General features: G+C 69.7%; 22 protein-coding genes and 1 tRNA gene. 15 read left to right on the top strand and 8 right to left on the bottom strand.

All coding sequences use genetic code 11. From position 1 onward, the window contains the following. Complete coding sequence (gene secA2, locus PKF00_RS32415; protein ID WP_271221617.1) at nucleotides 1-2,205, bottom strand: accessory Sec system translocase SecA2; 2,205 nt, start codon at nucleotides 2,203-2,205, stop codon at nucleotides 1-3. Between the two features lie 272 nt (nucleotides 2,206-2,477). On the opposite strand from secA2, the gene PKF00_RS32410 reads away from it, so the two are divergent. Together PKF00_RS32410 and PKF00_RS32405 are read left to right on the top strand one after the other, a co-directional pair. Next, on the top strand, nucleotides 2,478-2,840 hold the full coding sequence (locus PKF00_RS32410) for a VOC family protein (protein WP_271221508.1): 363 nt from the start codon (nucleotides 2,478-2,480) through the stop codon (nucleotides 2,838-2,840). 340 nt (nucleotides 2,841-3,180) lie between these two features. Further along, on the top strand, nucleotides 3,181-4,044 hold the full coding sequence (locus tag PKF00_RS32405; RefSeq protein ID WP_271221507.1) for a DMT family transporter: 864 nt from the start codon (nucleotides 3,181-3,183) through the stop codon (nucleotides 4,042-4,044). Between the two features lie 24 nt (nucleotides 4,045-4,068). Here the strand turns inward: PKF00_RS32405 and PKF00_RS32400 are convergent, their stop codons facing one another. Then, nucleotides 4,069-5,199, bottom strand: coding sequence for an FAD-dependent oxidoreductase (locus tag PKF00_RS32400; protein ID WP_271221506.1), 1,131 nt, complete (start codon nucleotides 5,197-5,199; stop codon nucleotides 4,069-4,071). A gap of 104 nt (nucleotides 5,200-5,303) precedes the next feature. On the opposite strand from PKF00_RS32400, the gene PKF00_RS32395 reads away from it, so the two are divergent. Then, nucleotides 5,304-5,924, top strand: a complete 621-nt coding sequence (locus tag PKF00_RS32395) for a TetR/AcrR family transcriptional regulator (protein WP_271221505.1) — start codon at nucleotides 5,304-5,306, stop codon at nucleotides 5,922-5,924. Between the two features lie 75 nt (nucleotides 5,925-5,999). Here the strand turns inward: PKF00_RS32395 and PKF00_RS32390 are convergent, their stop codons facing one another. The 3 genes from PKF00_RS32390 to PKF00_RS32380 are packed head-to-tail and all read right to left on the bottom strand — an operon-like array spanning nucleotide 6,000 to nucleotide 7,882. Then, a complete protein-coding gene (locus tag PKF00_RS32390) occupies nucleotides 6,000-6,596 on the bottom strand; it encodes a GNAT family N-acetyltransferase (RefSeq protein ID WP_271221504.1) in 597 nt (198 codons plus the stop codon). Nucleotides 6,597-6,639: 43 nt separating this feature from the next. Continuing rightward, on the bottom strand, nucleotides 6,640-7,278 hold the full coding sequence (locus PKF00_RS32385; RefSeq protein ID WP_271221503.1) for a YdeI/OmpD-associated family protein: 639 nt from the start codon (nucleotides 7,276-7,278) through the stop codon (nucleotides 6,640-6,642). A gap of 10 nt (nucleotides 7,279-7,288) precedes the next feature. Further along, complete coding sequence (locus tag PKF00_RS32380; RefSeq protein ID WP_271221502.1) at nucleotides 7,289-7,882, bottom strand: TetR/AcrR family transcriptional regulator; 594 nt, start codon at nucleotides 7,880-7,882, stop codon at nucleotides 7,289-7,291. A 114-nt stretch (nucleotides 7,883-7,996) separates the two neighbouring features. Between PKF00_RS32380 and PKF00_RS32375 the strand changes: the two genes are divergently transcribed. From PKF00_RS32375 to PKF00_RS32365, 3 genes are all read left to right on the top strand, one after another. Continuing rightward, the gene (locus PKF00_RS32375; RefSeq protein ID WP_271221501.1) at nucleotides 7,997-8,821 is read left to right on the top strand and encodes an SDR family NAD(P)-dependent oxidoreductase; all 825 of its coding nucleotides are present in this window, start codon (nucleotides 7,997-7,999) and stop codon (nucleotides 8,819-8,821) included. Between the two features lie 180 nt (nucleotides 8,822-9,001). Further along, nucleotides 9,002-9,763: a nuclease-related domain-containing protein gene (locus PKF00_RS32370; protein WP_271221500.1), complete on the top strand. Its 762-nt coding sequence runs from the start codon at nucleotides 9,002-9,004 to the stop codon at nucleotides 9,761-9,763. A gap of 61 nt (nucleotides 9,764-9,824) precedes the next feature. Beyond that, nucleotides 9,825-9,898: transfer RNA gene (locus PKF00_RS32365), tRNA-Lys, on the top strand. Nucleotides 9,899-9,920: 22 nt separating this feature from the next. Here PKF00_RS32365 and PKF00_RS32360 read toward each other — a convergent pair. The 3 genes from PKF00_RS32360 to PKF00_RS32350 form a co-directional block, all read right to left on the bottom strand. Next, nucleotides 9,921-11,135 carry an MFS transporter gene (locus tag PKF00_RS32360; RefSeq protein ID WP_271221499.1) on the bottom strand — a complete coding sequence of 405 codons (1,215 nt, stop codon included), beginning with the start codon at nucleotides 11,133-11,135 and terminating at the stop codon, nucleotides 9,921-9,923. After that, nucleotides 11,128-12,366: an MFS transporter gene (locus tag PKF00_RS32355; protein ID WP_271221498.1), complete on the bottom strand. Its 1,239-nt coding sequence runs from the start codon at nucleotides 12,364-12,366 to the stop codon at nucleotides 11,128-11,130. The genes PKF00_RS32360 and PKF00_RS32355 overlap by 8 nt, the downstream gene beginning before the upstream one ends. Before the next feature lie 79 nt (nucleotides 12,367-12,445). Continuing rightward, nucleotides 12,446-13,339 (bottom strand): helix-turn-helix domain-containing protein, encoded by an 894-nt coding sequence (locus PKF00_RS32350; protein ID WP_271221497.1) that lies wholly within the window; start codon nucleotides 13,337-13,339, stop codon nucleotides 12,446-12,448. 353 nt (nucleotides 13,340-13,692) lie between these two features. On the opposite strand from PKF00_RS32350, the gene PKF00_RS32345 reads away from it, so the two are divergent. From PKF00_RS32345 to PKF00_RS32305, 9 genes are read left to right on the top strand one after another with little or no spacing between them, the layout of a single operon-like run. Further along, entirely contained in the window at nucleotides 13,693-14,991 is a 1,299-nt protein-coding gene (locus PKF00_RS32345; RefSeq protein WP_271221496.1) for a condensation domain-containing protein, read from the top strand. A 10-nt stretch (nucleotides 14,992-15,001) separates the two neighbouring features. Further along, nucleotides 15,002-15,250, top strand: coding sequence for a phosphopantetheine-binding protein (locus PKF00_RS32340; protein ID WP_271221616.1), 249 nt, complete (start codon nucleotides 15,002-15,004; stop codon nucleotides 15,248-15,250). 19 nt (nucleotides 15,251-15,269) lie between these two features. Continuing rightward, on the top strand, nucleotides 15,270-16,883 hold the full coding sequence (locus tag PKF00_RS32335; RefSeq protein ID WP_271221495.1) for an AMP-binding protein: 1,614 nt from the start codon (nucleotides 15,270-15,272) through the stop codon (nucleotides 16,881-16,883). A gap of 24 nt (nucleotides 16,884-16,907) precedes the next feature. Continuing rightward, entirely contained in the window at nucleotides 16,908-17,768 is an 861-nt protein-coding gene (locus tag PKF00_RS32330; RefSeq protein WP_271221494.1) for an isocitrate lyase/phosphoenolpyruvate mutase family protein, read from the top strand. Between the two features lie 46 nt (nucleotides 17,769-17,814). Continuing rightward, complete coding sequence (gene sbnA, locus PKF00_RS32325) at nucleotides 17,815-18,795, top strand: 2,3-diaminopropionate biosynthesis protein SbnA (protein ID WP_271221493.1); 981 nt, start codon at nucleotides 17,815-17,817, stop codon at nucleotides 18,793-18,795. Next, complete coding sequence (locus PKF00_RS32320; protein WP_271221492.1) at nucleotides 18,792-20,483, top strand: amino acid adenylation domain-containing protein; 1,692 nt, start codon at nucleotides 18,792-18,794, stop codon at nucleotides 20,481-20,483. Before sbnA ends, PKF00_RS32320 begins: the two co-directional genes overlap by 4 nt. Beyond that, nucleotides 20,480-21,661 (top strand): nucleotidyltransferase family protein, encoded by a 1,182-nt coding sequence (locus tag PKF00_RS32315; RefSeq protein ID WP_271221491.1) that lies wholly within the window; start codon nucleotides 20,480-20,482, stop codon nucleotides 21,659-21,661. The genes PKF00_RS32320 and PKF00_RS32315 overlap by 4 nt, the downstream gene beginning before the upstream one ends. Then, on the top strand, nucleotides 21,658-23,625 hold the full coding sequence (locus tag PKF00_RS32310; RefSeq protein WP_271221490.1) for an aminotransferase class V-fold PLP-dependent enzyme: 1,968 nt from the start codon (nucleotides 21,658-21,660) through the stop codon (nucleotides 23,623-23,625). The genes PKF00_RS32315 and PKF00_RS32310 overlap by 4 nt, the downstream gene beginning before the upstream one ends. Next, nucleotides 23,622-25,841, top strand: a complete 2,220-nt coding sequence (locus PKF00_RS32305; protein WP_271221489.1) for an FAD/NAD(P)-binding protein — start codon at nucleotides 23,622-23,624, stop codon at nucleotides 25,839-25,841. The genes PKF00_RS32310 and PKF00_RS32305 overlap by 4 nt, the downstream gene beginning before the upstream one ends. The last annotated feature ends 12 nt before the right edge of the window (nucleotides 25,842-25,853 follow it).

Genomic DNA, 25,853 nt, shown 5'->3' with positions numbered 1-25,853 from the left:
TCAGCGGCGGCGGCGGACCTTGGTCGTCAGGCGGTTGAGGATGCGCTCCCACTCGGTGCCGAAGGGGTTCTCCTGGACGAGGTAGGTCCAGGTCGCGCTGGGGCGCCTGAGGTCCGCGCCGTCGAGGTCGAGGCCCTCCGCGGTGATCGTGGCCGTCTCGAAGGTCGCGACGGAGCGGGTCTCGGTCTCGGCCAGCATGCGCTCGTAGGCGGGTTTGGCCTCCTTGTTGAACTCGTCGATCGGGCTCAGACGGCCGAGGGCCCGCAGGTGGATGCCCTCGCGCAGGTCGGCGAGGTAGGCCAGGTGGTCGGCCCACGAGCGGTCGAGGTGGAACAGCACGATCTGCCGGGCGGCCTCGTGCAGCACCTCCTCCTCCACCGTCTCCTGGAGCGACGCCCACCGCTCGGGGACCGCCGAGGCCAGTGCCTCCCCGGCGGAGCGTCCGCGCAGGACCTTGTCGCGCAGCTCGAGCACCAGGCTCCGGTGCTGCTCGAGCAGGCGGGTGTAGCGCCAGGTGTTGCGGTGGATCTCCATGTCGACGCCCTCGGCGACGCGTTGGGCGTGTCCGACGAGGTCGTGGTCGGGCACGCCCTTGGCGTACTCGTCGGCCACGTAGTGGGTGATCAGGTCGTCCTCGCCGCTCACGAAGAAGACCGACCCGCCGGGGTCGCCCTGGCGGCCCGCGCGACCGCGGAGCTGGTCGTCCAGGCGGCTGCTGGTCTGCCGCCCCGAGCCGATGACGTACAGCCCGCCGAGCTCGTCCACGCCCTCCCCGAGGCGGATGTCGGTGCCCCGCCCCGCCATCTGGGTGGAGACCGTGATCGCGCCGCGCTCCCCGGCCCTGGCGATGATCGAGGCCTCCTCCGCGTCGTTCTTGGCGTTGAGGACCACGCACTCCAGGCCACGGCCGCCCAGGGTCAGCGAGAGTCGCTCGGACTCGGCCACGTCCAGCGTGCCGATCAGGATCGGCCTCCCGGTCGCGTGGACCTCGACGATCTCGTCGACCAGCGCGCGGTCCTTGTCCATCCGGTACTCGAAGAGACGGTCCGGGTCGTCGGTGCGTACGCAGGGGCGGTTCGGCGGGACCACGGCCACCTTGAGGTCGTAGAACTCGCGGAGCTGGTCGCCGACCGCGACCGCGGTGCCGGTCATGCCGCACCTCTGCGGGTAGCGGGTGATCAGGCCCTGGACGGTGATCGAGTCGAGGATCTCGCCGGTCGCCGAGGGCGGCAGCGCCTCCTTGGCCTCGACCGCGGCCTGCAGGCCGTCCGGCCAGCGCTGCAGCAGCGCCACCCGCCCCCGGGACGGGTTGATCAGGTGCACCTTGCCGTCACGGACGATGTAGTCCACGTCCTTGGTCAGCAGGGCGTGCGCGTGCAGGGCGAGGTTGACCTCGGTCAGCGTGGCGGGGCTGTCGTAGAGATCCACCTCCAGCGCCTGCTCGACGGTGTCGATGCCCTTGCTCGTCAGGTGGACGTTGCGCGCCTGGTCGTCGAGCTCGTAGTGGTAGCCCCTGACCAGCTGGCGGACGAGCACCGCCATCTCCGGCACCGCGTCGCCGGGGTCGGTGGCCCCGGCCAGCACCAGGGGCACCCTGGCCTCGTCGACCAGCACGGAGTCGGCCTCGTCGACCAGGGTGACCTCCGGCGCGGGCACGACCAGGTCGGCCACGTCGACACGGGTCCTGTCGCGGAGCACGTCGAAGCCGATCTCGCTGACCGAGCCGTAGGTCACGTCCTTGGCGTAGGCGTCCCTGCGCTCCTCCTGCGTGGAGGTCTGGCTGATCCAGCCGACCGAGACGCCCAGCGATTCGTACAGCGGGCCCATCCACTCGGCGTCCCGCCGCGCCAGGTAGTCGTTGACCGAGATCACGTGGACCCGCTTGCCCTGCAGGGCGTATCCGGCGGCCGCCATCGCCCCCGACAGGGTCTTGCCCTCGCCGGTCGCCATCTCCGCGACGTTGCCGGAGAGCATGGCGAGCATGCCGACCAGCTGCACGTCGTACGGCCGCAGGCCCAGCGTGCGGTGCGCGGCCTCCCGCATGACGGCGCAGAACTCGGGCAGGTCGTCCACCGAGGGCGTGGGCAGCTCGTCGAGCTCGCGGAGCCGCTCCTCCCTGGTCCCGGCCGCCGCCACGGTCCGTTCGAAGGGCGCCAGGTCGATCGAGCCGGGACGCTCAAGGAACCGCCTGATGAGCTGAGTTATCGAGGCCACGTTCCCTCCAACGCCCGTTTCCGGGCTCACGTTCCCAGACGCCGGTTTCCGGATCGGGGCTCCGACCCGGGGCCCACCGTACCGATCGGAAGGATCATCTTGTATCCCGGAGCGCCGGGCGACTGCCCGGGGAACGCCCGGCGACGCCGTTCGCCGAGGACGGGGCGGCGGAGTCGCGGGGTTCGGGGTGTTCTTGAAGGGTGTTTGAGGTCTGCGAAAAATCCTGACGTCACCTGACAGGTATGGGCGCAACCATCGACGGCATGACAACGATCGCCAAGTTCCTCGCCGTGAACATCGACTGTGCCGAGCCCCGGCGGCTCGCGGAGTTCTACGCGGCGGTTTTCGGTTATGAGATCCAGTACGTCGACGACATGTACGCCGCGGTCGGCGACGGCACGATGACCCTCTACTTCCAGGCGAACCCCGACCGCGAGCCGGCGGCCTGGCCGGGGCCGGGCAAGCAGTTCCACCTGGACGTCCGCGTCCCCGACCTGGACGGGGCCGTGGCGGACTACCTGGCGCTCGGGGCGACCAGGCCCGAGTTCCAGCCGGGGGAGGGGAAATGGGTCGTGCTGGCCGACCCCGAGGGGCACCTGTTCTGCGTCTGCCCGACCCGGGACTGACGCCCGCGCGGTGTGTGCGCCCGCGGCGGGGACTCCCGGGACCGGCCGCCGTACGGGCGGTGCCGGCGGTGTCGGCCGCGCCGAGGCGGGACGCGCTCCCCGCGGGCCGGGCCGCCGCGTCCGTTCCCGGCCCCCCCGTGTCGTTTTGTGTGGTCTGTGACACCTGGAGAGAAAAATGTCTTCCAGCCAGTAGAAAGCAAGGCTGAGACGGTGTTTCATCCTAAAAAGGGATCTCATCTGGCTTGGGCCGCCTCTTACCCACTCGTTGGGCGCTCTAAGCTTGCGGGGTGACCCGAGAATCGCTTCTTTACGCATGCTTGATCGCTTCCGGTGGGTGGCGATGACCTGGGTCGGTATGTCGATCGCTCTGATCGGCGCGCTGGGCTACGCCCTGGGAGCCGCGCTGCAGCAGTTCGAGGCGGTCTCGGAGGGGGCCTCGCTCAAGCTGATGAGACGGCCGCGCTGGTGGCTGGGCGGGGTGATCGGGTTCACCGGCGCGTGCCTGCACGCGGTCGCCCTGAGCCTCGCGCCCCTGGTCGTGGTGCAGCCGATCAGCGTGGCGACGCTGGTGTTCGCGGTGCCGCTGGCGGCGATGTTGCACGGCAGGCGGCCCCGCAAGGAGGAGATCTTCGGGTCGATCGCGGTGGCCGTCGGCCTGCTCGGCCTGATGCTGCTCGTCCCCTCGCACGCCGTGACGCCGCACATGACGAACGGCGAGGCGATCGGCTTCCTCGGCTGCGTCGGGTTGATCGTGCTGGTGGCCCATCTGGTCGCGCGCAAGGTCAGCGGCTCGCCCAAGGCGCTGCTGCTGTCGGTCGGCGCGGGGGCGGTGACCGCCAGCGTGTCCACCCTCGTCCGGGTGGTCGGCGGAGGTCTCGAGGGCGACCTGAGCAGGCTGCTGACCTGGTTCACCCTCGCCATCCCCGTGCTGCTCGTCTGCGCCGTGGTGCTGCTGCAGAAGTCCTACGAGGTGGGTTACTTCGGCATCGCGTACGCGGCGGTCCAGGTGGTCGACCCCATCACCTCGATCGTCGCGGGAGCGCTCCTGCTGGACGAGCCCATGCCCACGGGCCTGGGCAACGTGATCCCCGCCCTGTTCGCCGCCGCGGTGCTCATCTGGGGGACCGTCACGCTGGGGCGGCTCTCGCCCGACCACGGCGGCAGCCGCGCCCCGGTCAGGGAGACCGCCTCCGTCGCGCCGTGAGGCCCGTGGTCCGTACCAGGCCGTTCAGGCGGGCGGCGTCCAGCCGAGCACCTCGTCCATCGCCCTCGTCACGCGCCCGGGGGCCAGCCGCCCGGCGAGCGTCATCATCGTGTCGCGCAGCCGTACGGCCAGCGGGGCGCGCAACCGCGTGGCCCGGCAGATCGAAGCCGACCTGGCCGTGATCCTCGCGGTCCGAGCCAGCCTGGCCGAGGTGTAGGCCGCCAGGCCCGTCCCCTCGCTCGCGACGTGGGCCAGCACGACCGCGTCCTCGATCGCCTGGCAGGCCCCCTGACCCATGTTGGGGGTCATCGGATGGGCGGCGTCGCCCAGCAGGGCGACTCTGCCCCGGTGCATCGCGGGCAGCGGTTCGACGAGGTGGTGCACGTCGTTCCTGAGCACGGCGTCGGGCGAGGCGGCGGCGAGCAGCTCGGGGATCGGCGAGTGCCAGCCGCCGAACAGGCGCAGCAGTTCGGCCCGCTGGTCCCCGCCGCCTCCGCCCGCGGGGACCGTGTCGGTGCCGTAGCAGTAGGCGAGCCCGCCCGCCAGCGGCATGACCCCGAAGACCTGGCCCGCGCCCCAGCTCTCGGAGGTCTGGCCGGGGAGGCCGCCGCCGGGCACGAGCACCCGCCAGCTGGTGATCCCGGCGTAGCGGGGGCCCGGGTGCCCGGGGAACAGCGCGGCCCTGGTGGGGGAGTGGATGCCGTCGGCCGCGACCACCAGGTCCGCCTCCAGCTCTCCGGCGTCCGTGGTCACCAGGCCGCTGCCGGGGTCGGCGCGGCTCACCGCGGCGCCCAGCCGTACGGTGCCGGGCTCGAGCCTGGCGGAGAGCGCGTCGACCAGGTCCGCGCGGCGCAGCAGCACCACGGAGTCGCCGTACCGGGCCGAGGCGGCCTCCGCGGTCGTCCTCATCAGCCACCGGCCGTCCGAGCGCCTGATGCCGCCCTCGCCCTGGACCGCCGACAGCTTGCGGATCTCGTCGCCGACGCCGATCGTGTCCAGCGCCTTGAGCGCGTTGGCGGCGACGGCCAGCCCTGAGCCCACGGGCTCGAGGGAGGAGGCCCGCTCGCACACCGTCACGTCCCAGCCTCGCCGCTGGAGTGCCACGGCCGCCGTCAGACCGCCGATTCCCGCCCCGATCACCACTGCGCGCGCCACGGCCCGCTCCTTCATGGTCTCGCCGCCTCACTACGGATGTAGTGAGCGCGTACGCGACGGACGTTACTACTTCTGTAGTTCGACTACAAATGTAGTGTTGAGCGGTGAAGTCCCAACGCGCCGAACTGGTCGCCGAGACCGCGATCACCCTGCTGGCCGAGCGCGGCATGCGCGGTCTGACCCATCGGGCGGTGGACGAGGAGGCGGGGCTCCCGCCGGGCTCGACGTCCAACCTCGCCCGCACCCGCCTGGCGCTGCTCGAGCTCGCCCTGGAGCGGCTCACCGAGCTCGAGGTCGCCGCGTTCTCGGCCCTTTTCGACGCCGAGAGGCTCGACCTGCCCGGCATGTTCGCCGGGAGGCCGGAGATGTTCGAGGCGCTCGCCGAGATGACGGCCCGGGCGCTGTGGACACAGCTCACCGTCGACCGCCGCAGGACGGTCGCCCGTTACGAGCTGGCCCTCGAGGCCACCCGCCGTCCCGAGCTGCGCGGGATCTACGACAGGGCGGGGAGCCGGTTCCGTGAGCCCGCGGTCACGATCCTCACCGCCGCGGGCTCCTCGGACCCGGTACGGCACGGCCGCCAGATCGTCGCCTTCGGCGAGGGCGTGCTGTTCGACGCCATCGCGGGGGCCGGGACGGACCCGACGTTCGACGATCTCCGTCTCGGCGTCGGGGAACTGCTCAGGGGGATGCTGGCCGATCCCTCGTCACGGCCCGGGGCCTGAGGCCCGGAGCCCGCCTCTCGGGCTCCGGGGCCGGTCCCGCCGCCGCACGGTGTCCCGGGCGGCGAGCGGGCGCGGTCACGCCTCGGGGCCTTCGTGGTGTGCCAGCCGGACGCGGTGGGCGGGCCATTCGTCGTCCAGGATGCTGAAGTAGGCGGTGTCGCGCCACGAGCCGTCGGGGCGGCGGCGGTGGCGGCGCAGGACGCCCTCCGGCACCCCGCCGATGCGGCGGATCGCCGCCTGGGAACGGATGTTGAGGATGTCGGTCTTGAGCTGGACCCGGTTCACGCCGAGCTTGTCGAAGGCGTGGTCGATCAGCAGGATCTTGCAGGAGGTGTTCACGCTCGAGCGCCACACGGCCCTGCCGTACCACGTCCAGCCGATCTCGATGCTGTCGGCGAACCCGGGGGTGTCGATGTAGGTGGTCCAGCCGACCGCGCGTTCCGTCTCCCTGAGCAGCACCGCGAACGGCACGTAGTCCCGGTCGTGGATGAGCCCGGCTGCGATCTTCGCCAGCTCCGTCTCCGTGTGCGGCGTGGGGACCGGCAGCCAGCGCCACACCTCGTCGTCGCCTCCGCCGGCGAGGAACAGGTCGGGGACATGGGAGTGGCTCAACGGCTCGAGTCGTACGGCGTCGCTTTCGAGGGTCACGGGGGCGGGCATGGTCGAGGTCATGAGGACGACCTTATGGCTGGCGCTGACCTGCTGAAAGGTCCACTCAGGGCGTGTCTTCCGCGACCACCTCGCGCCCGGGCGCGCCTCGGTCCCGGGGAGCGCGCCCGGGCTCGCGGTCGAAGGGGGCGGCCCTGCGGCCCCGCGACGAGGCGTCGACGAGCCGCGCCAGCCGCCTGTCGCGGGTCTCCGGCCTCTTCGCCGAGGTCACCCAGTGCAGCGCGGTCCTGCGGTAGCCGGGCGGCTGACTCCGGAACCACTCCCAGGCCGCCGCCTCCGCCCGGAAGCGACGCTCGAGCTCGGGGTCGAGCACGGGCTCCCGCTCCTGTTCGTGCGAGTAGATCGCCGAGTTGTCCTCGGTGCGCGTCTCGAAGGCCCTGATCCCCTCGGGGCGCATCAGGCCCCGCTCGGCGAGCTCGGCGATCTTGGCGATGTTGACCGCGCTCCAGGTGCTGCGGGCCTTGCGCGGGGTGAAGCGGACGGAGTAGCTGTCGGCGTCGACGCTCCTGCGGACGCCGTCGATCCAGCCGAAACACAGCGCCTGGTCGACGGACTCGGGCCAGGTGATGCTGGGGCGCCCCGTCGCCTTCTTGTGGAAGCCGACCAGCAGTTCGCGGGCGGTGGCGTGGTGCTCCTCCAGCCAGGCGCGGAAGTCGTCGGGGGTCGCGAAGAAGGTCGGCTCCATGGGGACGAGCCTAGGTGGGCCGGTGTGGGGCCAGGCCGTGCAGCAGGGTGTCGATGACCCGGGTGGCCAGCGCGTCGAGGTCGCCGCCGGACAACGGCTTCGCGGCGGCGGAGCTGTGCGCGGCCTCACCGATCAGGGCGAGGTAGACCTGTCGCGCCCAGAGCGGGTCGGCGTCCTGGCGCAGCAGACCGGCTTCCCGCGCGCGGGTGAAGACCACGTCGCACTTGGCCATGACCTCGTCGTGGATGCGCGCCGCCTCCGCGCCGGACTGCGGCAGGGCGCCGAGGGCGAACCGCCAGCCGGACTTGATCTGGAGCACGTTCGCGGTCGCCTGGTGCATCGCGACCAGCGGCGGAGCGGTGTACGGCCTGGCCGCGTCGACGGCCTCGGCGATCTCCTGCCACGCGGAGATCGTCATGGTCTCGATGAGGGCCTCCCGGCTGGCGAAGCGCCGGTGGACGGTGGCCCTGGCGACCCCGGCCGCCTCCGCGATCTGCTCCATCGTCGCGCCCGGATTCTCGCGGAGCAGCCGCTCCGCCGCCTCCAGGATCGTCCGGACGCTGCGCTCCGCGTCCGCCCGCAGTCGGCGCCCCGTCGTACCCATGGAAAGAGGTTACAGCACTGGATCCTTTGAGAGGTTAACTGAGACGTGAGTGTTGCAGATATCCACTTATCTGATACTTTCTTGGCACATCAAAGTGAGCAAGGGAGTTTCGCGATGAAGGACACCGCTCTCGTGACCGGCGCCTCCTCCGGCATCGGCGTGGAGTTCGCCCGCCAGCTCGCCGCGCGCGGCCACGACCTCGTGCTGGTCGCCCGCTCGGTCGAGAGGCTGGAGAGCCTGGCCGAGGAGCTGCGCGAGGCGCACGGCGTGCGGGCCGAGGTCGTCGGTCAGGACCTCGCGGCGCCCGACGCGGCGACACGGGTGGCGCGGGAGGTCGCCGCCAGGGGACTGACCGTCGGCCTGCTGGTCAACAACGCCGGCTTCGGCACCGCGGGCCGTTTCGAGGAGATCCCCGCGGGGCGGGAGCACGACGAGCTGATGGTCAACGTCGTGTCCCTGGTCGGCCTGACCCACGCGTTCATCCCGGGCATGGTGGCTCGCGGCGGTGGCGCGGTCGTCAACGTGGGATCGGTCGCGGGATTCCACATCTCGCCCTACCTCGCGACCTACGCCGCGTCCAAGACGTTCGTGCTCAACTTCAGCCTGGCGCTGTGGGCCGAGTTCAGAGGGAGGGGCGTGAAGGTGCTGGCCGTCGCCCCCGGGCCGGTCGAGACCGCGTTCTTCGACGTGCTCGGGACGAAGGAGGCGACGATGGGCGCCCGGATGAACACTCCGGAGCAGGTGGTCCGCAGCGCGCTGCACGCCCTCGACCGCGACCGCGGCTACGTCGTGCCCGGACGGGGCAACTTCGGCATGGCCCACCTGATGCCGAGGCGTCCGCGCAAACTCATCACGCTGATCGGGCGGCTGGTCACCAAGAGGGTGGCGGAGACCTCCTCCCCGGAGGTCCGGGGGGACGCCGCGGCACGCGCGGCGTGAGGCTCGGTGAGCGGTCGACCGGCCGGTTGAACCAAAGGAAGCTATCCCAGTTGTGTTAGTTCCATCACCTTTGGAGGTTCCAGGATGCCGGGAACCCCCGGGTGGGTATTTGATGGCTGAGGATCTTCGACGCCGCGGATCCGCGCGTCTACCTGACCACTCGACTCTCGGGAGTTCGCTGTGCCCGGCGGATCGATCTACGTGACGAGCGAGGACCCGGTCCACGGGTTGTCGCCCCAGGTCATGTACGAGCAGTTCTGGCGCAAGGAGGCAGACCAGCGCTGGAAGCTGCGCGGGCTCAAGGCGGCCGGAGGCCTGGCCGTCGGCCTCGTGCTCGCCTACCGGTTCGACATCCCCGCCCCCTTCGTGTTCGGGCTCGTGGTCGGACTGCTCGTCGGCGCGGGCGACCTGGTCTGGGCCTGGCGCTCCTACGAGGCGACCGCCGTCTGGCGCGGCAGGCGCAGAGGCGAGACCATCACCGGAAGGCTGCTCCGGCGCAGGCTCGGCAGGCGCGGTTACCGGGTCCTCGACGGCCGCGCCGTACCCGGAGAGGCGTCGATCGACCACCTGGTCATCGGGCCCGGCGGCATCTGGGTCGTGGACAACGAGGCGTGGTCTCCCGACACCGAGATCGCCAGGTACGGCGAGCGGCTGTTCCTCGGTGAGAAATACGGCACGTCGGTGGCCAAGGCGCTCGTCAAGGCCGCGGACTCGCTGGCCGAGGTGCTCTCCCGCGAATCGGGCGTTCCCGTGACGATCGAGCCGCTGCTCGCCGTGCACGGCGGCGAGCTCAGGCGGACGGTCACCGCGGAGGGGCTCACCCTGCTCAAGCCGCGCCTGGCGGCCCGCTGGATCCTGGCGGGGCCGCGCATGGAGCTCGACGAGGAGCAGGTGGAACTGCTCGCCAGGACCGCCGCCCGGGTGCTGCGCCGGATGGGCTGACCCTCCCTCACCGCCGATTGCGAACCCTCGCCGGAAGTGCGCTATCCTTCAAGGGCTTCAAGCGCCGCTAGCTCAGTTGGTTAGAGCAGCTGACTCTTAATCAGCGGGTCCGGGGTTCGAGTCCCTGGCGGCGCACATCGTGTGGTTCGGGCGTCCCTCATCCGAGGGGCGCCCGTTCTCGTTCTTCCCGGGCGGGCCCGCGCTGACCCGCTCTGAGGAGGAGCAGGCCGGTCGCGGCGGTGAGACAGCAGGCCGCGATGGCGAGCGCGACCGGCGTGTAGCCGGAAAGCTGGGCGAGAGCGGCCGCGGCCAGTGGGCCGACGGCTGTCGAGAACGTCACGGGGAGCGCGATCGCGCCGGCGACGCTGCCGTAGGACTCCCGTGCGAAGTGCTGGGCGATCAGCACCGGCCGGGTGATCGTGCCGACGCCGTAGCCGATGCCGAAGAGCAGCACGCAGATGACGGCGCCTGCGGCCGAGCGCCCGAGCCAGGGCAGCAGAGCGGCTCCGGCCGCCTGGACGGTGAACATCGCACAGGCGATCGCCGTGGGGGAGACCCTGCGTTGCAGACCGGTCGTGGTCAGTCTGCCGGTGACGGAGAGAACGCCGAGCAGGCCCGCGGTCACGGTGGCGAACGTCCTGGTGTGCCCAAGAGCGGTCAGGCAGGCCACCAGATGCACGCCGAGGGTGTAGACGGCCCCGTTGTGCGACACGAAGGTCAACGTCATGAGCCAGAACGACCGTCCGCGCAGGGCCTGGGACACGGCGCCGCGCGGTGGGCCCGCGGCCGCCACGCCGGGGCCGCGCCGCACGGCCAGAAGGTGGGCGGGAATCGTCAGGGCGCCGAGAACCACCGTCAGCACCACCAGCGCGTCGCGCCAGCCGTATCTCTCCGTGAGGATTCCGCTGAAGGGCAGGAAGACGGTCGAGGCCAGCCCGCCGACGACGGTCACGACCAGTATCGCGGTCGCGCGACGCCGGCCCTCGTCGAACCAGGTGACGATCACCGCGAACGCGGACTCGTAGAGCGAGCACGCCATGGCCAGACCGATGACGGAGAACACCGCGTACAGTCCCGCGAGGCTGGTCACCTTGGACCAGCAGAAAACGGCGGCCGTGCCGAGAACGGAGCCCGTGGTCATCAGCGCCCGGCCACCGTACCTGTCCAGCAGGCGTCCCACGACGGGCGCGGCACAGGCGGAGACCAGGATCGCGACGGTCAGCGCGACGGTGGTCTCCGCGGAACCCGCGCGCAGGTCACGGCGCATGGGATCGAGGAAGACGGCGAACGAGTAGAACATGATCCCGTAGCCGGTGACCGAGGTCATCGCGAGCGCGCCGACGATCCCCCAGGGTCTTGGACGCTCACGCACGAGGCGCTGGAGCGTCTCTGCGCAGGGAGCGGACGGCGGGCACGCAGAGCAGGACGGCGAACGTCACCAGGCAGACCACGGCGGAGCCGTACAGGGCGGTCCGTGCCCCGATCACATCGCTCACCGGACCGGCCAGGGCCTGGCCGACGGGGAAGGCGATGAGCGATCCCGCGACGTCATAGGCGTACACGCGGTTCAGGACGTCCGCGGGAACGTGGGTCTGCACGCTGGTCGCCCACATGACGCTCCAGAAGGCCCAGCTCGTGCCGCCGACGACATAGCAAGCGCCGATTCCCCACAGCGGCAGCTGCAGCGCGTTCCCGAGGGGAAGAGCGGCCCAGGCGAACATCGCGATCGCGCCCGCGGCGAGAGGACGCGAAGGGCGGAACCTCATGCCCACCAGTCCGCCCAGCACGTTCCCGACGCCGAAGGCGGTCCATACCAGGCCGAGCCCGGCTGAGCCGTGCGCCTCGGAGACCAGGAGGGTGGTGAGCGGCCTGATCGGTCCGAACATGGTGATCCCAGCGACGATCCACGCCAGGATGACCACCCACAGCCAGGTTCTGGAACGGAACTCCTGCCAGCCCTCGACGAGGTTGCGCCAGGTCGACGCCTTGCGGTCGGGCCGGGAGCCCGGTGCGAGCCTGAGTGCCAGCAGACAGGCGCCGCTCACCGCGAAGGTCGCGGCGTCCACCCACAGGACGAAGGCCACGTCGCTCACGGCGACCAGCACGGCGGCGAGCGAGGGGCCGAGCGTCGAGGCCATCGCCTCGGCCACCCTGACCGTCGCGTTCGCCCGCTGCAGGTCTCGGGCGACCTGCGGGATGACGCTGGCGACCCCGGGCTGGAACATCGCGGTCGCGGTCCCGCTCAACGCCGCCAGGCCCATCAGGAACCACAGCGGCGGGTGCCCGACGGTGAAGGCGACCGCGCTGGCCGCCTGCAAACAGAACCGTACGGCGTCCGCGCCGACCATCATCCGGCGTGGCGTGAAGCGGTCCGCGAGGACGCCGCCGAAGAGCACGAACACGGCGAAGGCCAGCATCTGAGAGGCGAGGATGAAGCCGACTCCTGTGGCGCCGTAACCGAGACCGATCACGCCGAACATCAGCGCCACGGGGAGCATCGCGTCGCCCAGCAACGAGACCAGCCGGGCTGTGAAGTAGAGCCCGAAGTCTCTCGTCCACAGTGGTTCGGCCGTCTGGTCGCGGGCGCCGGTCGTCAATGACATCGCCAAGCCTCTCTCTGTGCTTTTCGCCGTGCTTCGACGCCGAGTTCAGCCGACCGCGTGGTCCGCCGGCTTTCTGTCGTCACGGAAGGGGGAGCAGCCCTCTGCGGACCGCCTCGGCTCCGGCCTGGAACCTGGTCCTGCTGTCGAGCGCCCCCAGCAGTTCGGCGATGTGCCGCCTGCAGGTGCGGACGGAGACCGCGAGCCGTCTGGCGATGACCTCGTCGGTGAATCCGGCGGACAGCAGTTCCAGGATCGACGCCCGCACCTCGTTGGAATGTTGGTCGGGTGAGCTGTCCGGCTGCAGTGTGAGCACCGTGCCGGTCTCCCAGATCCGGTCGTGGATGCTCGCGAGAAAGGAGATGACCCGGGAGTCCAGCACGACCGCTGCCTGGGTGAGAAGCTCGGGGTTGGGGTAGATGAACGCGAGTTCCCTGTCGAAGATCAGCATTCGGGCGGGCAGGTCGACGACCGTCCTGATCTCGGTGCAGGCGCGGAGTGTGTCGCGCAGCCTGGAACGGGTGGTGTAACTCGATCTTGCGCCCTGGTGGACAAGAGCCTTGACGTCGACCCCTTCTCTGAGGGTCGACAGGGCGGACGCCTCGCCGCCGTCGGGCAGTTCCGGACAGTCGGTCGGCTGCATGATCAGCAGTTCGTGCCTGCAGTGTTTGACGGCGTCCTTCAGCCGGATCACGAAGGCGTCCGCGTTCTCGATCGGGATGGTCGTGCCGTCCGGCGCGTAGCCGTACAGGTAGTCGGCATAGCTTCGGGCGAAGCCGCGAATCTGGTCGCTGACCTGTGCGATCTCCTGTTTTCTCTCGGTGACCTCCCGGCGCATGGGGGCCACGATCTCCGCCTCCGCCGACCGCGGCGACACCGGGGTCAGCAGGCCGTCGCGGTCCGGGCTCGAGCGCAGCAGGCGCAGGCTGAGCAGGGTCTGTTTCGCCTCTTCGAGCTCGGGGCGGGTGACGGCCAAGTCTCGTAGCAGAGCCTCGACGGAGAAGTGACCGCGGACCAGACAATGGCGATAGACGGTCCTTGACAAGTCTTCTGAGCTGCACTTTTGCGAGATTGCGGAACCTGTCATTCGCTCCCCTTTGCTCGCTGTCCACTTCCTGCCATGCAACATCCGGCCAGGTGTGAGGCTTGTCCCCCGAGCATTCCACTGGAAAGAATACTTCCGATTACCCCCGATGCGAAAGGCCGTAGCGGCGGCGAACGCCTGCGATAAATCGCTTCCCCACGCCTTGTGGCGGCCGTCGTCCGTTTTTCCGCTTAAAGCGATCGGCCTCTTGACCGATGCCTGCAACTGTGGAAGGAATTGATGTCATGGCTCCGTTCCTGCTTACTGCGGAGCAACGCAGCATGCTCTTTCTCGCAGGAATTTTCGGGCCCGGCATTTTTCATAACGTCAGCTTCGGCATGCCGATATCCACGAGTTTGTCAACGGCTGATCTGAATGCCGCTGTCAGGCTTCTCTCCGAGCGGCATGAATCGCTTCGAACCGCCCTGGCCGGTTCCTCTGCCTTTGTCCAGCGGATTCGCGCCGCCGTGCCGGAGATCGTCCGGTCAGACGTCCTCGACGAGGGATCCGTGGAGGCTTTCGCACGAAGGCGGAACGAGATGCACAATGTGTCGCTCGCTCCCGGCGTGGCCTATTTCGAAGTCGTCGGAGGCCGCCACCTGCTCGGCGTCGTCGACCATCTGGTCTCAGACGGACATTCGTCGGGGATCCTCAGCTCGGAGCTCGGCCGGCTCCTCGCGGGGGAGGAGCTTGAGCCCGCGGCGAGCTTCACCGCTCTCCAGAAAGCCCGGCGGGTGGACGACGGAGCCCGCGCCAGGGAGGTGGAGCACTGGCGAAGGACGCTCGCGGACCTGCCGCCCCTCGTAGGCCGCATGCCCAGGTCTTCCGGTGACTCGTCCGACGTCAGGACCCAGGTCGACGACGAGATCTCCGGCTCCGGGTTCCACGACGTCCTGCGAGGGCTGGTGGAGCGACACCGGGCGACGCCCTTCTCGATCCTGGCCGGCCTGGTGGGCATCGCGATCTGGAGGAGGTCGGGGAGAAGGGAGTTCACGCTGCACACGCCGGTGTCGACACGAAGGGAGGCGGCCTCCCGCACGATGGTCGGCAACTTCGTGCTGGACCGGCCAATTCCCATTCGGATCGACCCGGACATGGACTTCATGGAGTTCGCAGGAAGGCTGCAGACAAGTGCGTGGAACGGATTACGTCATTCAAAGCTGAGCGTGCCGGAGCTCGTCTGCGAGGTTCCCGAGTACGGCGAGTCACTGCTGGCCCAGGGGGCGGATTACATTCAACTGCACGTCGACGTCCAGACGAACGAGGCGACCGACGTCGTGAACAGCCCCGGCGGTTCGACGGGCCCGGTGGTCCTGGGCGGGTTCACGCCCGCCCATGATCTGACGGTCACCACCCTTCGGTTTCGTTTCAGTGAGCGCCGGCTGTTCACCCGGACCTTCTTCGGCGGGCCCCGGGAGGGAATCGCGGAGGCCGAGGGAATCCGCGCCGACGTGCTGACGATGCTCAGGGGAGCCGATCTGCACGGAAAAACGGTCGGCTCCGTCGCCGATTCGCCGACGCTCGTGTACACGAAAGGTGATTGATGTGACGGACATGCCGGAGAGTTTCACCACCCTGCTGCGGCGCCACTGCCGGGAGTTGCCGCCGGAGAGAGCACTCACCGAGGATTTGTCCCTCGTCGAGCTCGGGGTCGACTCACTGCAGGTCGTCGAGCTGATCATGGCGATTGAGGACCGTTTCGGAATCGAATTTCCCGAGGAACTGCTCGTGCCGGAGTCCTTCGCCAGCCCGGGGGCGCTCTGGAACGTCCTGGAGAAGCTCGTCTCCGAGGCCGGCGTGTGAGGTGGAGACACCGGCGAGCATGAGACTCCTCCGGATCGAGGGCGTTGACAGGTCGCTTCGCAGAACCGTCGCCGTCGACGTCGAGTCGTCGGTCGTCGATCACGTGACCCGGTGGTCGCGGACCGAACCGGACCGGGTCGCGGTCGTCGAGGGCGACCTCACGTTGAGCTATCGGGAACTGTGTGAACAGGCGCGCAAGCTCCGCGCGTCCCTTCTGGCCGAGGGGTGCGGCCAGGGCGAGGTGGTTCTGACCGCCGGGCCGCGAAGCGGCAACACGATCGTCGTCTTCCTGGCGTTGGAGAGCCTCGGATGTGTCTACGTGCCCTTGGACATCGGGTGGACCGCGGAGCGGATCTCCGAGATCGTCGACCGCAGCGGCGCGAAACGGGTGATCACATATCCGGGGCTCGGCGTGAGCGAGCACGTCGTACCGGAAGCCGTGGCCGAGGCCGTGGAGGTCGCCGGGACACGTGTCCTGTCGCTGGAGCGCATGATCGCGGAATCCGCGGACGAGGAGAACGGCACCGCGGACGGCGCGGGAGACGGCGCCAGGGACGTCGCCGGTGAGCGGCGCTACGCGTTGTACACGGCCGAGGTCGCGGGCGGCCCCCAGGGAGCCGTCACCGCTCACCGGGGAATGATGAACCATCTGTGGTCGAAGGTGACGGACCTGCGGCTCCGCGCGGACGACCGGGTGGCCTTCAGCGCGCCGCTGGTGTTCGACACCGCTGTCTGGCAGATGCTCGCACCGCTTCTGGTGGGCGCGGCGGCCGTGGTGGTCCGTGAGCCGGACATGACCTTTCCACGCAGGCTGCTCCGTGCCCTGGGAGAAGGGAGGATCAGCGTCGTCGAGCTCGTTCCCGTGACGATCCGCTGGCTCATGGACGAGCTGGAACGGCAGGGGGCGGGCAGACCGTCGGCGTTCCCACGCTGGATCGTCGCGACCGGCGCCGAGCTGCCCCCCGCCCTGGCACGGCGGATCCGCGCGCTGCTTCCCACCACGAAGCTGATGTACGCCAGCGGACCGGTCGAGTGCTCCGACGACGTCCTGCATCGCGTGGTCGAGGTCGCGGACCTGGAGCGGTCTCGTCTGCCCCGAGGCGTGCCGATTCTGAACGCCACGATCTCCGCCCTGGTTCCCGGTACGGGCGGCGGATGGCGGCACGCGTTGCCCGGTGAGGTCGGTGAGCTCTTCGTCGCGGGGGCGCCGGTCGGGCCTGGCTATCTCAACGATCCGGCGGCCACCTCCCGCCACTTCTACCGGGACGGTTCGGATCCGGCCTCGCCCTCCGGCCTGGTCTTCCGCACCGGAGATCTCGTCACCATCGAGGACGGCGTCGTCCTCTACAGGGGCAGGGCGGATCGCCAGGTGCCGGTCAACGGCAGACGGATCGCCCTTGAAGACCTGGAGATGGTCATCGACCTGCACCCGGGCGTGCGCAAATGCGCGATCGTCCCGGTCGCGGGCTCTCTCGGAAACCCTGAACTGGTCGTTCACTACACCGGCGACGACGGCGTCGCCTCGCCGGAGGTCAGCGAGGAGTTCGGCGAGTGGCCACTGCCCCTGCGCTGGAACCGGATCACCGTGATGCCACTCACCCGCAAGGGCGAGATCGACTACGAGTCGCTCTGACCGAGAAAAAGGGGAATCCCAAAGATGCTGCGTAACAAATACCCGTCGTTCCGCACGGTCCTGGCAGGTCCGGAGATCGTCCGGGTGGCGGGCGCGCATCACGCGCTGAGCGGAGTGCTGGCGCAGGAAGCCGGTTTCCAGGCCGTGTGGTCGTCGAGTTTCGAGGTCTCGGCCGCTCGTTGCCTCCCGGACGCGAGCCTTCTGAGCATGACGGAGTACCTGACGGCGGCGGCCAACATCCAGAAGGCGCTCGGCATCCCCGTGGTCGCGGATTGCGACACGGGCTATGGGGACAACCTCAACGTGGCCCACATGGTGCACGAGTTCGAGGGCATGGGCATCACCGCCGTCTGCATCGAGGACAAGCTCTTCCCCAAGATGAACAGCTTCGTGGGTGACGGCCAGGCCCTGCTGAGCGTGGACGCGTTCGCCTCGAAGATCGAGACCGCCAAGAACGCGCAGAGCTCCGCCGACTTCTTCGTCATCGCCCGCACCGAGGCGCTGATCGGCGGACTGGACGTCGACACGGCGCTGGAACGGTGCCGCGTCTACGCCGACGCCGGAGCGGACGCGGTCCTCATCCACTCCAAGGCCAGAACCAAGGACCAGGTCGTCGCCTTCCTCGAAGGCTGGGACGGCCGGGTCCCCGTGGTCATCGTGCCGACGACCTACCCGGCATGGCACATCGACGAGATGCGGCACGCGGGCGTGTCGGTGGTCATCTACGCCAACCAGGGACTTCGTGCCTCGGTCTCGTCGCTGCGTGGCACCTACCGGTCCATCTACCAGGCCGGCGACTCCACGGGAGTCGAAGAGTCGATCGCCTCCGTCGGCGAGATCTTCGATCTCCAGCGTCTGGCGGAGTGGCAGAAGCTCAGCGCCTGACCAGTCGCACCGTCAATGAGAACGCGGACTGAGAGAGGCGCCCATCTTGCCAGTCGTCACCGGTGCTCATGAACTAGTCGACACGAACACCTACGTTGATCTGCGCGGTGTGCTCGGTGTCAACCTGCACGTGAAATGCGAGGGATTCAACTTCGGCGGCTCGGTGAAGCTCAGGTCGGCCGCCTGGATGGTCGCCGAGGCCGAACAGGCGGGACGCATCCGCTCCGACACCGTGCTGGTCGAGTCCTCCTCGGGAAACCTCGGGGTCGCGCTCGCCGTCGTCGCGGCCGCCAAGGGCATCCGTTTCGTGTGCGTGACCGACCCGAAGTGCAACGCGGCGGCTCTGCGGTCGATGAGGGCGCTCGGGGCGGATGTCATGGTCGTCGACGAGGCGGACGAGCAGGGAAGCTTTCTGTCCGCGCGCAAGGCCCGCGTCCGCTACCTCTGCGCGACGCACCCGGGCCATCTGTGGCTGAACCAGTATGAGAACGTCGCGGGCTGGAAATCTCATTACCACATCACGGCGACCGCGATCGCCGAGGAGTTCGCGGCACTCGACGCGCTCTTCATCGGGGTGGGAACCGGGAGCACGCTGACCGGCTGCGCCCGATACTTCCGGGACTACCGGCCCGAGGTCCGGATCATCGGGGTCGACGTGGTCGGCTCGGTCAATTTCGGGGGAGTCGCCGGTTCCCGGCACATCCCCGGTCTCGGAGCCAGCGAGTCCATGCCGCTCGTCGACTCGCGGATCGTCGACGAGGTCATGCGGGTTCCCGAGTCCGACTGCGTAGGAATGTGCCGGCGCCTGGCGACGCAGGGCCTGCTGCTCGGCGGGTCGTCCGGCACCGTCATCAGCGCGGCCCACCGCTGGCTGGAGGCCCATGACCCGCGCCGCCTGATGACCGCCGTGGCCATCGCCCCCGATCTGGGCGACCGGTATCTCGACACCATCTACGACGACGCCTGGGTGGCCGACCACTACGACGGAGCGGTCACCGACCTATGGAGGAGGGAACTGACCAGATGACGTCTTCATCCCGTGGCGGCACGCTCTGGGAACCGGCGCTCGGCGATCTCGTGCTGGAAAGCGGCGCGGCCGGTCGCGCCGTGGAACTCGCGCTGCGCAATCCCGTTCAGGTGGTCGTCGACCAGGGCGTCCTTCGTCACGTCGCCCGCCACGCGGCCGAGGCCCCCGACAGGCCCGCGGTGATCGACGGGGAGCGGGTGCTGAGCTACGCGCGGCTGCTCCACCGGGTGGCCGAGATCCGGCGGATCCTCACCGGGCACGGGCTCGGACCAGGCGACGTCGTCGCGGCGGCGGGGGAGCGCTGCGCCGACACCCCCGCCGTCTTCCTGGCGATCGAGAGCATCGGCGCGGTCTATCTGCCCATCGAGCTGAGCTGGCCGGTCGGCCGCATCTCCGAGGTGCTCCGCCGCGGCTCGGCGGCCTGCCTGCTGGACTACGCGCCCGCGGGCGGCCACGCGGCGGCGGAGGCCGCCGCCGAGCGCGGGCTGAAGACCCTGCGCGTCGAGGACGAATCTCCGTCGGATGCGTACGACCTGTCCGGCGGCCCTCTCCCGGACCTCGACACCCCGCGAAGCCAGGCGACCGAGGTCCGCTACATCATCTTCACCTCCGGGACGACGGGAGTCCCGAAGGGCGCGACCGTGGAGCACCGGGGAATGCTCAACCACCTCTGGGCCAAGATCGGCGACCTGTCGCTCGGCCGTGACGACGTGCTCGCCTTCACCGCCCCTCTCGTCTTCGACATCTCGATCTGGCAGATGCTCGCGCCGCTGCTCGTCGGCGGGAAGGTGGCCGTCGTCCGCGACGCCGACCTGGCGTATCCCCGCAGACTGGCAGGAAGCCTACGGCGCACGGGAAGCACCGTCGTCGAACTCGTCCCGACCATGGTCGGCTGGCTGGCGGCCGAAGCGGCGCGCACGGGCCGTGACGCGTCCGCCTTCCGCTGGCTGATCTCCACAGGAGAGGAGCTGCGTCCGTCGCTGGCCGGGCAGGTCGTCGACGCCCTGCCCGGCACGGGGCTGCTCAACGCCTACGGCCCGACCGAGTGCTCCGACGACGTGACGCACCACGTGGTGACGCGCGCCGACCTGGCTCGACGCAGGCTGCCGGTCGGCCGCGCGATCGGCAACGCCGTCCTCTACGTCCTGGTCGCCGACCAGCGGTCGGGAACGTGGCGTGCCGCGGAACCGGGTGAGGCCGGAGACCTGTTCGTCGGCGGGCTTCCCGTCGGTCTCGGATACGTCAACGACGCGCGGGCCACCGCCCAGGCGTTCTTCACCGACACCCTGGATCCGGCGTCTCCCACGGGCCGCCTGTACCGAACCGGCGATCTCGCGAGAGTCGAGGACGGAGTCGTCCACTACCTGGGCCGTCGTGACCGGCAGGTGAAGGTGGCGGGCGTCCGGCTGGAGCTCGACGAGATCGAGGCCGTCCTCGGGCGGCATCCGGCCGTCGAGCACTGCGCCGTCACCGTGTCGGAGACGTCGGGGGCCTCCGAGCTGACCGCGCACTACGTGCCCCGGAGATCCGTGTCCACCGAGGAGCTCAAGGAGTTCCTCGCGCTCTCCCTGCCGGCGCAGCTGATCCCGCGCCGCTGGTCGCAACTGACGGTCATACCGCTCACCCCCAACGGCAAGATCGACCATCGGTCCCTCCGGGAGACCACGAGCCAGGAGACGGAACAATGACGACGACCACCCCCGCCGAGCGGGACAGTGGCATCGCGGCGGACGAACTTCCGGCACATGCCCGGCTGCTCCTTTCCCTGGCCCGGCTGCGGCTGACGCCCGACGAGCTGGAGACCGTACGGGACCTCGCGAACGAGCCCGGCCTCGACTGGGGGGCGTTCGTCGACGCCGCCGCGCGGCACAAGCTGCTTCCGCTGGTCGGGCGCCACGTCCACTGGTACCGCCTCGACCGCAAGGCGGCAGGCAGGGACGGCTTCCCCTACCCCTGGGTGTTCGTCGCCGCCTACCAGGGGAACCGGCGGCGCAACCACGCCCTCGCCGACGAGTACGGCCGCATCTTCCAGGGGCTGGGAGAGGCGGGGATCCGCTACGCGGTTCGCAAGGGCTTCACCCTGGCTGAGGGGGAGTACGCCGATCCGGCGCTGCGCCGGATGACCGATCTCGACCTCCTGCTCGATCGGGCGGACGCCCCCAGAGCGCACGAGGTGCTCGTACGCCTCGGCTACACGCAGGGCAAGCTGGCGGAGGACGGCGACAGGATCGAGCCGTTCAGCCGGGAGACGCAGCTGTTCTGGCGGGTCAACCTCAGCCAGCAGCTGCCGTACCGCAAGCCGGGCGGCCGTGCCGAAGTGCCCGACTACGACGTCGATCTCACCCACGACATCTTCCAGAAGAAGTCGGGCCGCTCCGCGCCCGCCGCAGAGCTGCTCGCACGGGCCGTGCCCGTGGTCGTGTGCGGGGTCGACAGCTGGATGCCGTGCCCTGAGGACCGCCTGCTCGACCTGTGCGCGCACCTCTACAAGGAGGCGACCAGCCTCTTCTTCATCGAGGAGAGCATCGACCTCCAGCTCAGCAAGTTCCTGGACGTCGCGCTGGTCGCCGAGACCTTCGACGACGCCGGCTGGGGGCGTTTCCTGGACCGGGTCGACGACTACTCCGCCCAGGAGATCGTCTACTACACACTCCACTTCGTGGACCTGCTCCACCCCGGGGTGATCCCCGGCTCGGCGCTCGACCGGCTGCGCCCCGGCGATCTCGCCTATCTCGACGAGTACGGGACGCTCGACGGCCAGCGTGCGCGCTGGTCCCTGGATTTCCTGCCACGCCTGTTCCACTTCGAGCGCAAACAGGAGAGCGGCCACTCCACGATCGTCATCGGAACCGGGAGCGACCTGTGACCGATCCTCACTCACGGCCGCGCGCGGGAGAGCCCCACCTGCTGGTACTCAAGATCGGCGGCAGCCTGCTGTCCGACAAGCGGGAGACCGGGGAGACGGACCTGTCCGCCGTCGGTGACTTCGCGGTCCTGGTGAGCGACCTGGTCGACCGCTTCCCCGGACGAGTGGTCCTCGTCACCGGGGGCGGGGCCCTCTGCCACGCGGTGGGGCTCAAGGTCGACCCGAACGACCCGTTCTCGGCCCTGGCCCTGACCGAGCCCGCCTTCACGATGCGGTGGGCGTGGACGTCGAGGCTGCGCGAGCTGGGTGTGCGGGCGGTGCCCCTGCAGGCGACGGCGATGTTCAGCGAGCGTCCCGGCGGGGAGACGACCACACAGACCGAGGTCGTGCGCAGGTTGCTGGCGGAGGACGCGCTGCCGGTCCTGTCGAGTGACTGCGTCGTCGCCTCCGACGGCTCCCTGCGGATTCTCAGCAGCGACCACGTGGCCGGCATTCCCCTGGACGACGAGCTCTCGCCGGTACGGATCGTCACGCTCACCGACGTGCCGGGGATCCTCACGGGCGGGCCGGACAGTCCCGTGCTCGCCCATCTGGATCCGGACGACCTCCCGTCGGCGCGGCGGCTGTTCTGGCCGACGGACGAGTGGGACGCCACAGGCGCCATGGCGGGCAAGGTCGAAGCGCTGGCCGAGCACGCCAGGCGCGGCGCGGAGTGCGTCATCATGCGGGGGGACAGGAGGGCCGACAGTCTGGCGTACCTGTTCGCGCCGATGAGCGAATGGCCGGAGTCCGTCCCGCGCACCGTCATCTCCCGTCCGGACGCCGCCCCGAGGCGGGAACCGGGTCGTGTCGTGCTGCTCAATCCCGGGCCGGTGAACGTGCACCGGAGCGTGCGCGCCGCCATCGCGTCGCGGGACGAGTGCCATCGCGAGCCTGAGGCGCAGGAACTGCTGGCCTCGGTGGCCCGCAAGGTGGTCGAGATCTGCGGCGGCGACGACTCCTACGCCGCCGTCCTCCTGACGGGGTCGGGCACGGCCGCGCTGGAGGCGGTCATCTCCTCGGCGGTTCCCGCGGAGGGCAGGCTGCTGGTCGTCGACAACGGTCACTACGGCGAGCGTCTCGCCCGTATCGCCCAGGTGCACGGCATCGACGCCGAACGCCTCGAGTTCGGCTGGGCGAACCCGGTCGACCTCGACGCCGTCGACCGGGCCCTGGCGGCAGATTCCCGCATCACCCATGTCGGAATGGTCCACCACGAGACCAGCACCGGGATGCTGAACCCGCTTGACCGGCTGGGACGGCTGGTCGCCCGCCACGGCCGTTCGCTCGTGGTGGACGCGATCAGCAGTTTCGGGGCGGAGCGGCTCGACGTCGTCGCCGACCACGTCGACTGGTGTGTCGGCACGGCGAACAAGTGCCTGGAGGGGTTGCCGGGGATCAGCTTCGTCGTCGCGCCGAAGGCGCGCTTCGAGGCGCTCGTGAACGTTCCCCGCCGCACCTTCTACCTCGACCTCCACGCCGACTACCGCTCCCAGGCGGTTGGGCGGACCCCACGGTTCACCCCGGCGTTGCAGGTGGCGCGCGCGCTCGACGCGGCACTGGACCTGGCACTGGTCGAGGGGGTCGAGGCGAGGGGCGAGCGTTACAGGGCGAGGGCCGAGGCCCTCCGCGCCGGGCTCATCGACCGGGGCGTCGAGCTGCTCCTTCCCGAGAGGCACAGATCCGGTTCGATCACCAACGCCTACCTCTCCAACGGCATGACCTACGACGAGCTGCACGACGGGCTCAAGGAGAGGGGTTATGTCATCTACGCGACCCAGGAGAAGTCAGCCGGGGTGTTCCGGCTGGCGAACATGGGTCAGCTGACGCACGAGGACGTCGTCGGCTTCTTCGCCGCGTTCGACGAGGTCGTGGCGCGGCACACGCCGACACGTTTCGGCAGGGACGGAGCCGTGAGCCGATGACAGCCGAGGCGTCCCTCGACGGTCCGGTCCGCCTGGCGATCGTCGGCGCCGGACCCACCTGCACATACGTTCTTGAGCGGCTCGCCGCCCTGGTGACGGGAAAGGAACTGACGGCGCCCCTCGAGATCGTCGTCTACGACCTGTCGGGAGAGTTCGGCTCGGGGCAGGTGCACAGTCCCCGCCAGACGACGACGAGCTATCTCAACCGCATCGTCGGGCAGGTGGCGTTCGCCGCAGACGAGAGCGTGGTCGACGCGGGCCCGCTGCTTCCCGACGTCGAACGCCCGACGTTCCTGGGCTGGTGCCGTGCCAAGTTCGCGGCGACCGGCGACCCGGTCTTCGACGTCGTCGCCGAGGACTGGCCGAAGCGGTACCTGCACGGGCTGGCGCTCATGGAGCAGTTCGAGCGGTATGTGGAGATGCTGCGCCAGGCTCAGGACGTCACGGTCACCCTCCGCCAGGCCGAGGTGGTGGACCTGGAGGAACGAGGCGACCGGTTCGCGGTCCTCACCGCGGACGGGGAGGCTCCGTTCGAGGCCGACCAGGTTCTCATGCTCACAGGACACTCGACGAACAAGCCCGAACTCGACCCGCGCCAGGTCGCCTGGGCGCGCTTCGCGCAGGAGAACAGGGCCTGTCTGGTCCCGTCCGCCTACCCGCTGGAGACCTCGCTCACCGCGGAACGGACCGGTCCGGGCACGTCCGTCGGCTGTATGGGGATGGGGCTCACGGGCATCGACGTGATCCTGTACCTCACCGAGGGGCGGGGAGGCGTCTTCGAACGGGATGCGGACGGTCGCTTCGTCTACCGTCCCGGCGGGGCCGAGCCGGACTCGATCGTCGCCTTCAGCAAGACGGGGTTGTTCACCTTCGCGAGGCCGTTCAACGAGAAGGAACGGGACATCGCCGCCCTGGAGTACCGGGGGGCGTTCCTGACCACGCGGGCCGTCGCCGAGCTGCGCCGTACCGTGGGCCTGCCGAACTCGATCAGCCGGATGGAACAGCGTCAGCTCGACTTCGAAAGGCACGTCTTTCCGCTCGTGCTCCTGGAGATGGCGCTCGTCTACTACGGCACCCTGTACGGAACCGGCTTCCGCGAGCTGGTCGTCCAGACCGTCCAGCCCGTGTACGAGAAGTTCCTGGCCAACGCCGACGCGTACGTCACCCATCGCGAGGCCTGCGATCTGCTGCTGGCGCCTGTCGAGAGGCTCGTCCAGGAGGTCGCGGCCGAGGTGGACAGGGTGCTTGCCGGTGAGGCGTCCCTGTCCGGGGTCGCCAGGGCGGATCTGCCGGTGGGCTCGGCGGTCGAGCGGTTCCTCACCGTGGTCCACGGCGAGGAGAACGCCCGTCGTCTGCTGGCGGAGGCGGACAGGCCCGCCGAGTTCGCGGCGGCCGTCGCGGCGTCCCGGTCGCCGTGGCGGCACCCGTCCAGGGCCGCCCTGCACCGTTTCTCGTGGGATGAGACGATCACTCCGATTCCGCGGGGCTCCTACCACGACGCGGCGGAGTACGAGCGGGCCCTTCTCGACTTCCTGGATGTCGATATCCGTTGGGCGAAGCAGGGCAATCTCCGCAACCCCGCGAAAGCCGCCGCTGACGCCGCCTGGCGGGATCTCCGCGGGGTGGTCATCGAGGCGGTCGACTTCGGCGGACTGCGGGCCTCCTCCCACAGGGTTTTCCTGAACGTCTACACGCGTCATCACAACCGCCTGTGCCAGGGGGCGTCCTGTGAGGCGATGGAGAAGGTGACGGCCCTGATCCACGCGGGCCTGGTGGACATCTCCGTGGGGCCGGGCGCGGAGGTGGAGGGGGACCGGGAGACCGGCCTGTTCAGGATCTCGGGTCCGTTCACCGGTGCGGAGCGCCGGGTCGACGCACTGGTCGACGCGCGGGTTCATCCGTTCGACGCCGCGCGGGACATCATGGCGATCTATCCGAATCTTCTGCGGCGCGGTGTCATCCGCAAATGGAGTAATCCGGGTATAGGCGAGCCCGACTTCGTGCCGGGTGGACTGGACCTCACTCCCGAATTCCATCCTTTCCGGGCCGACGGAACGGTCGAGCGGCGCATCACTTTCCTGGGGCCGCCGAGTGAAGGGGTTATGTATCACCAAATTGGCGCGTTGCGTCCGAACAAGGACCATCATGTGATCCGCGACATCCTTTGCTGGATCAAAGGCTTCATGCCGACCGATTCAGCTGTCAAAGCGGAATAGAGAGGGCAGGCA

The organism is Streptosporangium carneum, assembly GCF_027922005.1.
In the GTDB taxonomy this organism is placed as follows: Bacteria; Actinomycetota; Actinomycetes; order Streptosporangiales; family Streptosporangiaceae; genus Streptosporangium; species Streptosporangium carneum.
The sequence above is the reverse complement of the archived record's forward strand: the minus strand, read 5'-3'. Positions and strand labels throughout refer to the sequence as shown.

Excerpts from the sequence above, each read along its gene's own strand:
- PKF00_RS32330 (WP_271221494.1), top strand. The coding sequence starts at position 16,908 with ATGCTGCGTAACAAATACCCGTCGTTCCGCACGGTCCTGGCAGGTCCG.
- PKF00_RS32380 (WP_271221502.1), bottom strand. The coding sequence starts at position 7,882 with ATGGGTACGACGGGGCGCCGACTGCGGGCGGACGCGGAGCGCAGCGTC.
- PKF00_RS32345 (WP_271221496.1), top strand. The coding sequence starts at position 13,693 with ATGGCTCCGTTCCTGCTTACTGCGGAGCAACGCAGCATGCTCTTTCTC.
- PKF00_RS32335 (WP_271221495.1), top strand. The coding sequence starts at position 15,270 with ATGAGACTCCTCCGGATCGAGGGCGTTGACAGGTCGCTTCGCAGAACC.
- PKF00_RS32355 (WP_271221498.1), bottom strand. The coding sequence starts at position 12,366 with ATGTCATTGACGACCGGCGCCCGCGACCAGACGGCCGAACCACTGTGG.
- PKF00_RS32340 (WP_271221616.1), top strand. The coding sequence starts at position 15,002 with ATGCCGGAGAGTTTCACCACCCTGCTGCGGCGCCACTGCCGGGAGTTG.
- PKF00_RS32320 (WP_271221492.1), top strand. The coding sequence starts at position 18,792 with ATGACGTCTTCATCCCGTGGCGGCACGCTCTGGGAACCGGCGCTCGGC.
- PKF00_RS32390 (WP_271221504.1), bottom strand. The coding sequence starts at position 6,596 with ATGACCTCGACCATGCCCGCCCCCGTGACCCTCGAAAGCGACGCCGTA.
- PKF00_RS32405 (WP_271221507.1), top strand. The coding sequence starts at position 3,181 with ATGACCTGGGTCGGTATGTCGATCGCTCTGATCGGCGCGCTGGGCTAC.
- PKF00_RS32315 (WP_271221491.1), top strand. The coding sequence starts at position 20,480 with ATGACGACGACCACCCCCGCCGAGCGGGACAGTGGCATCGCGGCGGAC.
- PKF00_RS32410 (WP_271221508.1), top strand. The coding sequence starts at position 2,478 with ATGACAACGATCGCCAAGTTCCTCGCCGTGAACATCGACTGTGCCGAG.
- PKF00_RS32385 (WP_271221503.1), bottom strand. The coding sequence starts at position 7,278 with ATGGAGCCGACCTTCTTCGCGACCCCCGACGACTTCCGCGCCTGGCTG.
- PKF00_RS32305 (WP_271221489.1), top strand. The coding sequence starts at position 23,622 with ATGACAGCCGAGGCGTCCCTCGACGGTCCGGTCCGCCTGGCGATCGTC.
- PKF00_RS32375 (WP_271221501.1), top strand. The coding sequence starts at position 7,997 with ATGAAGGACACCGCTCTCGTGACCGGCGCCTCCTCCGGCATCGGCGTG.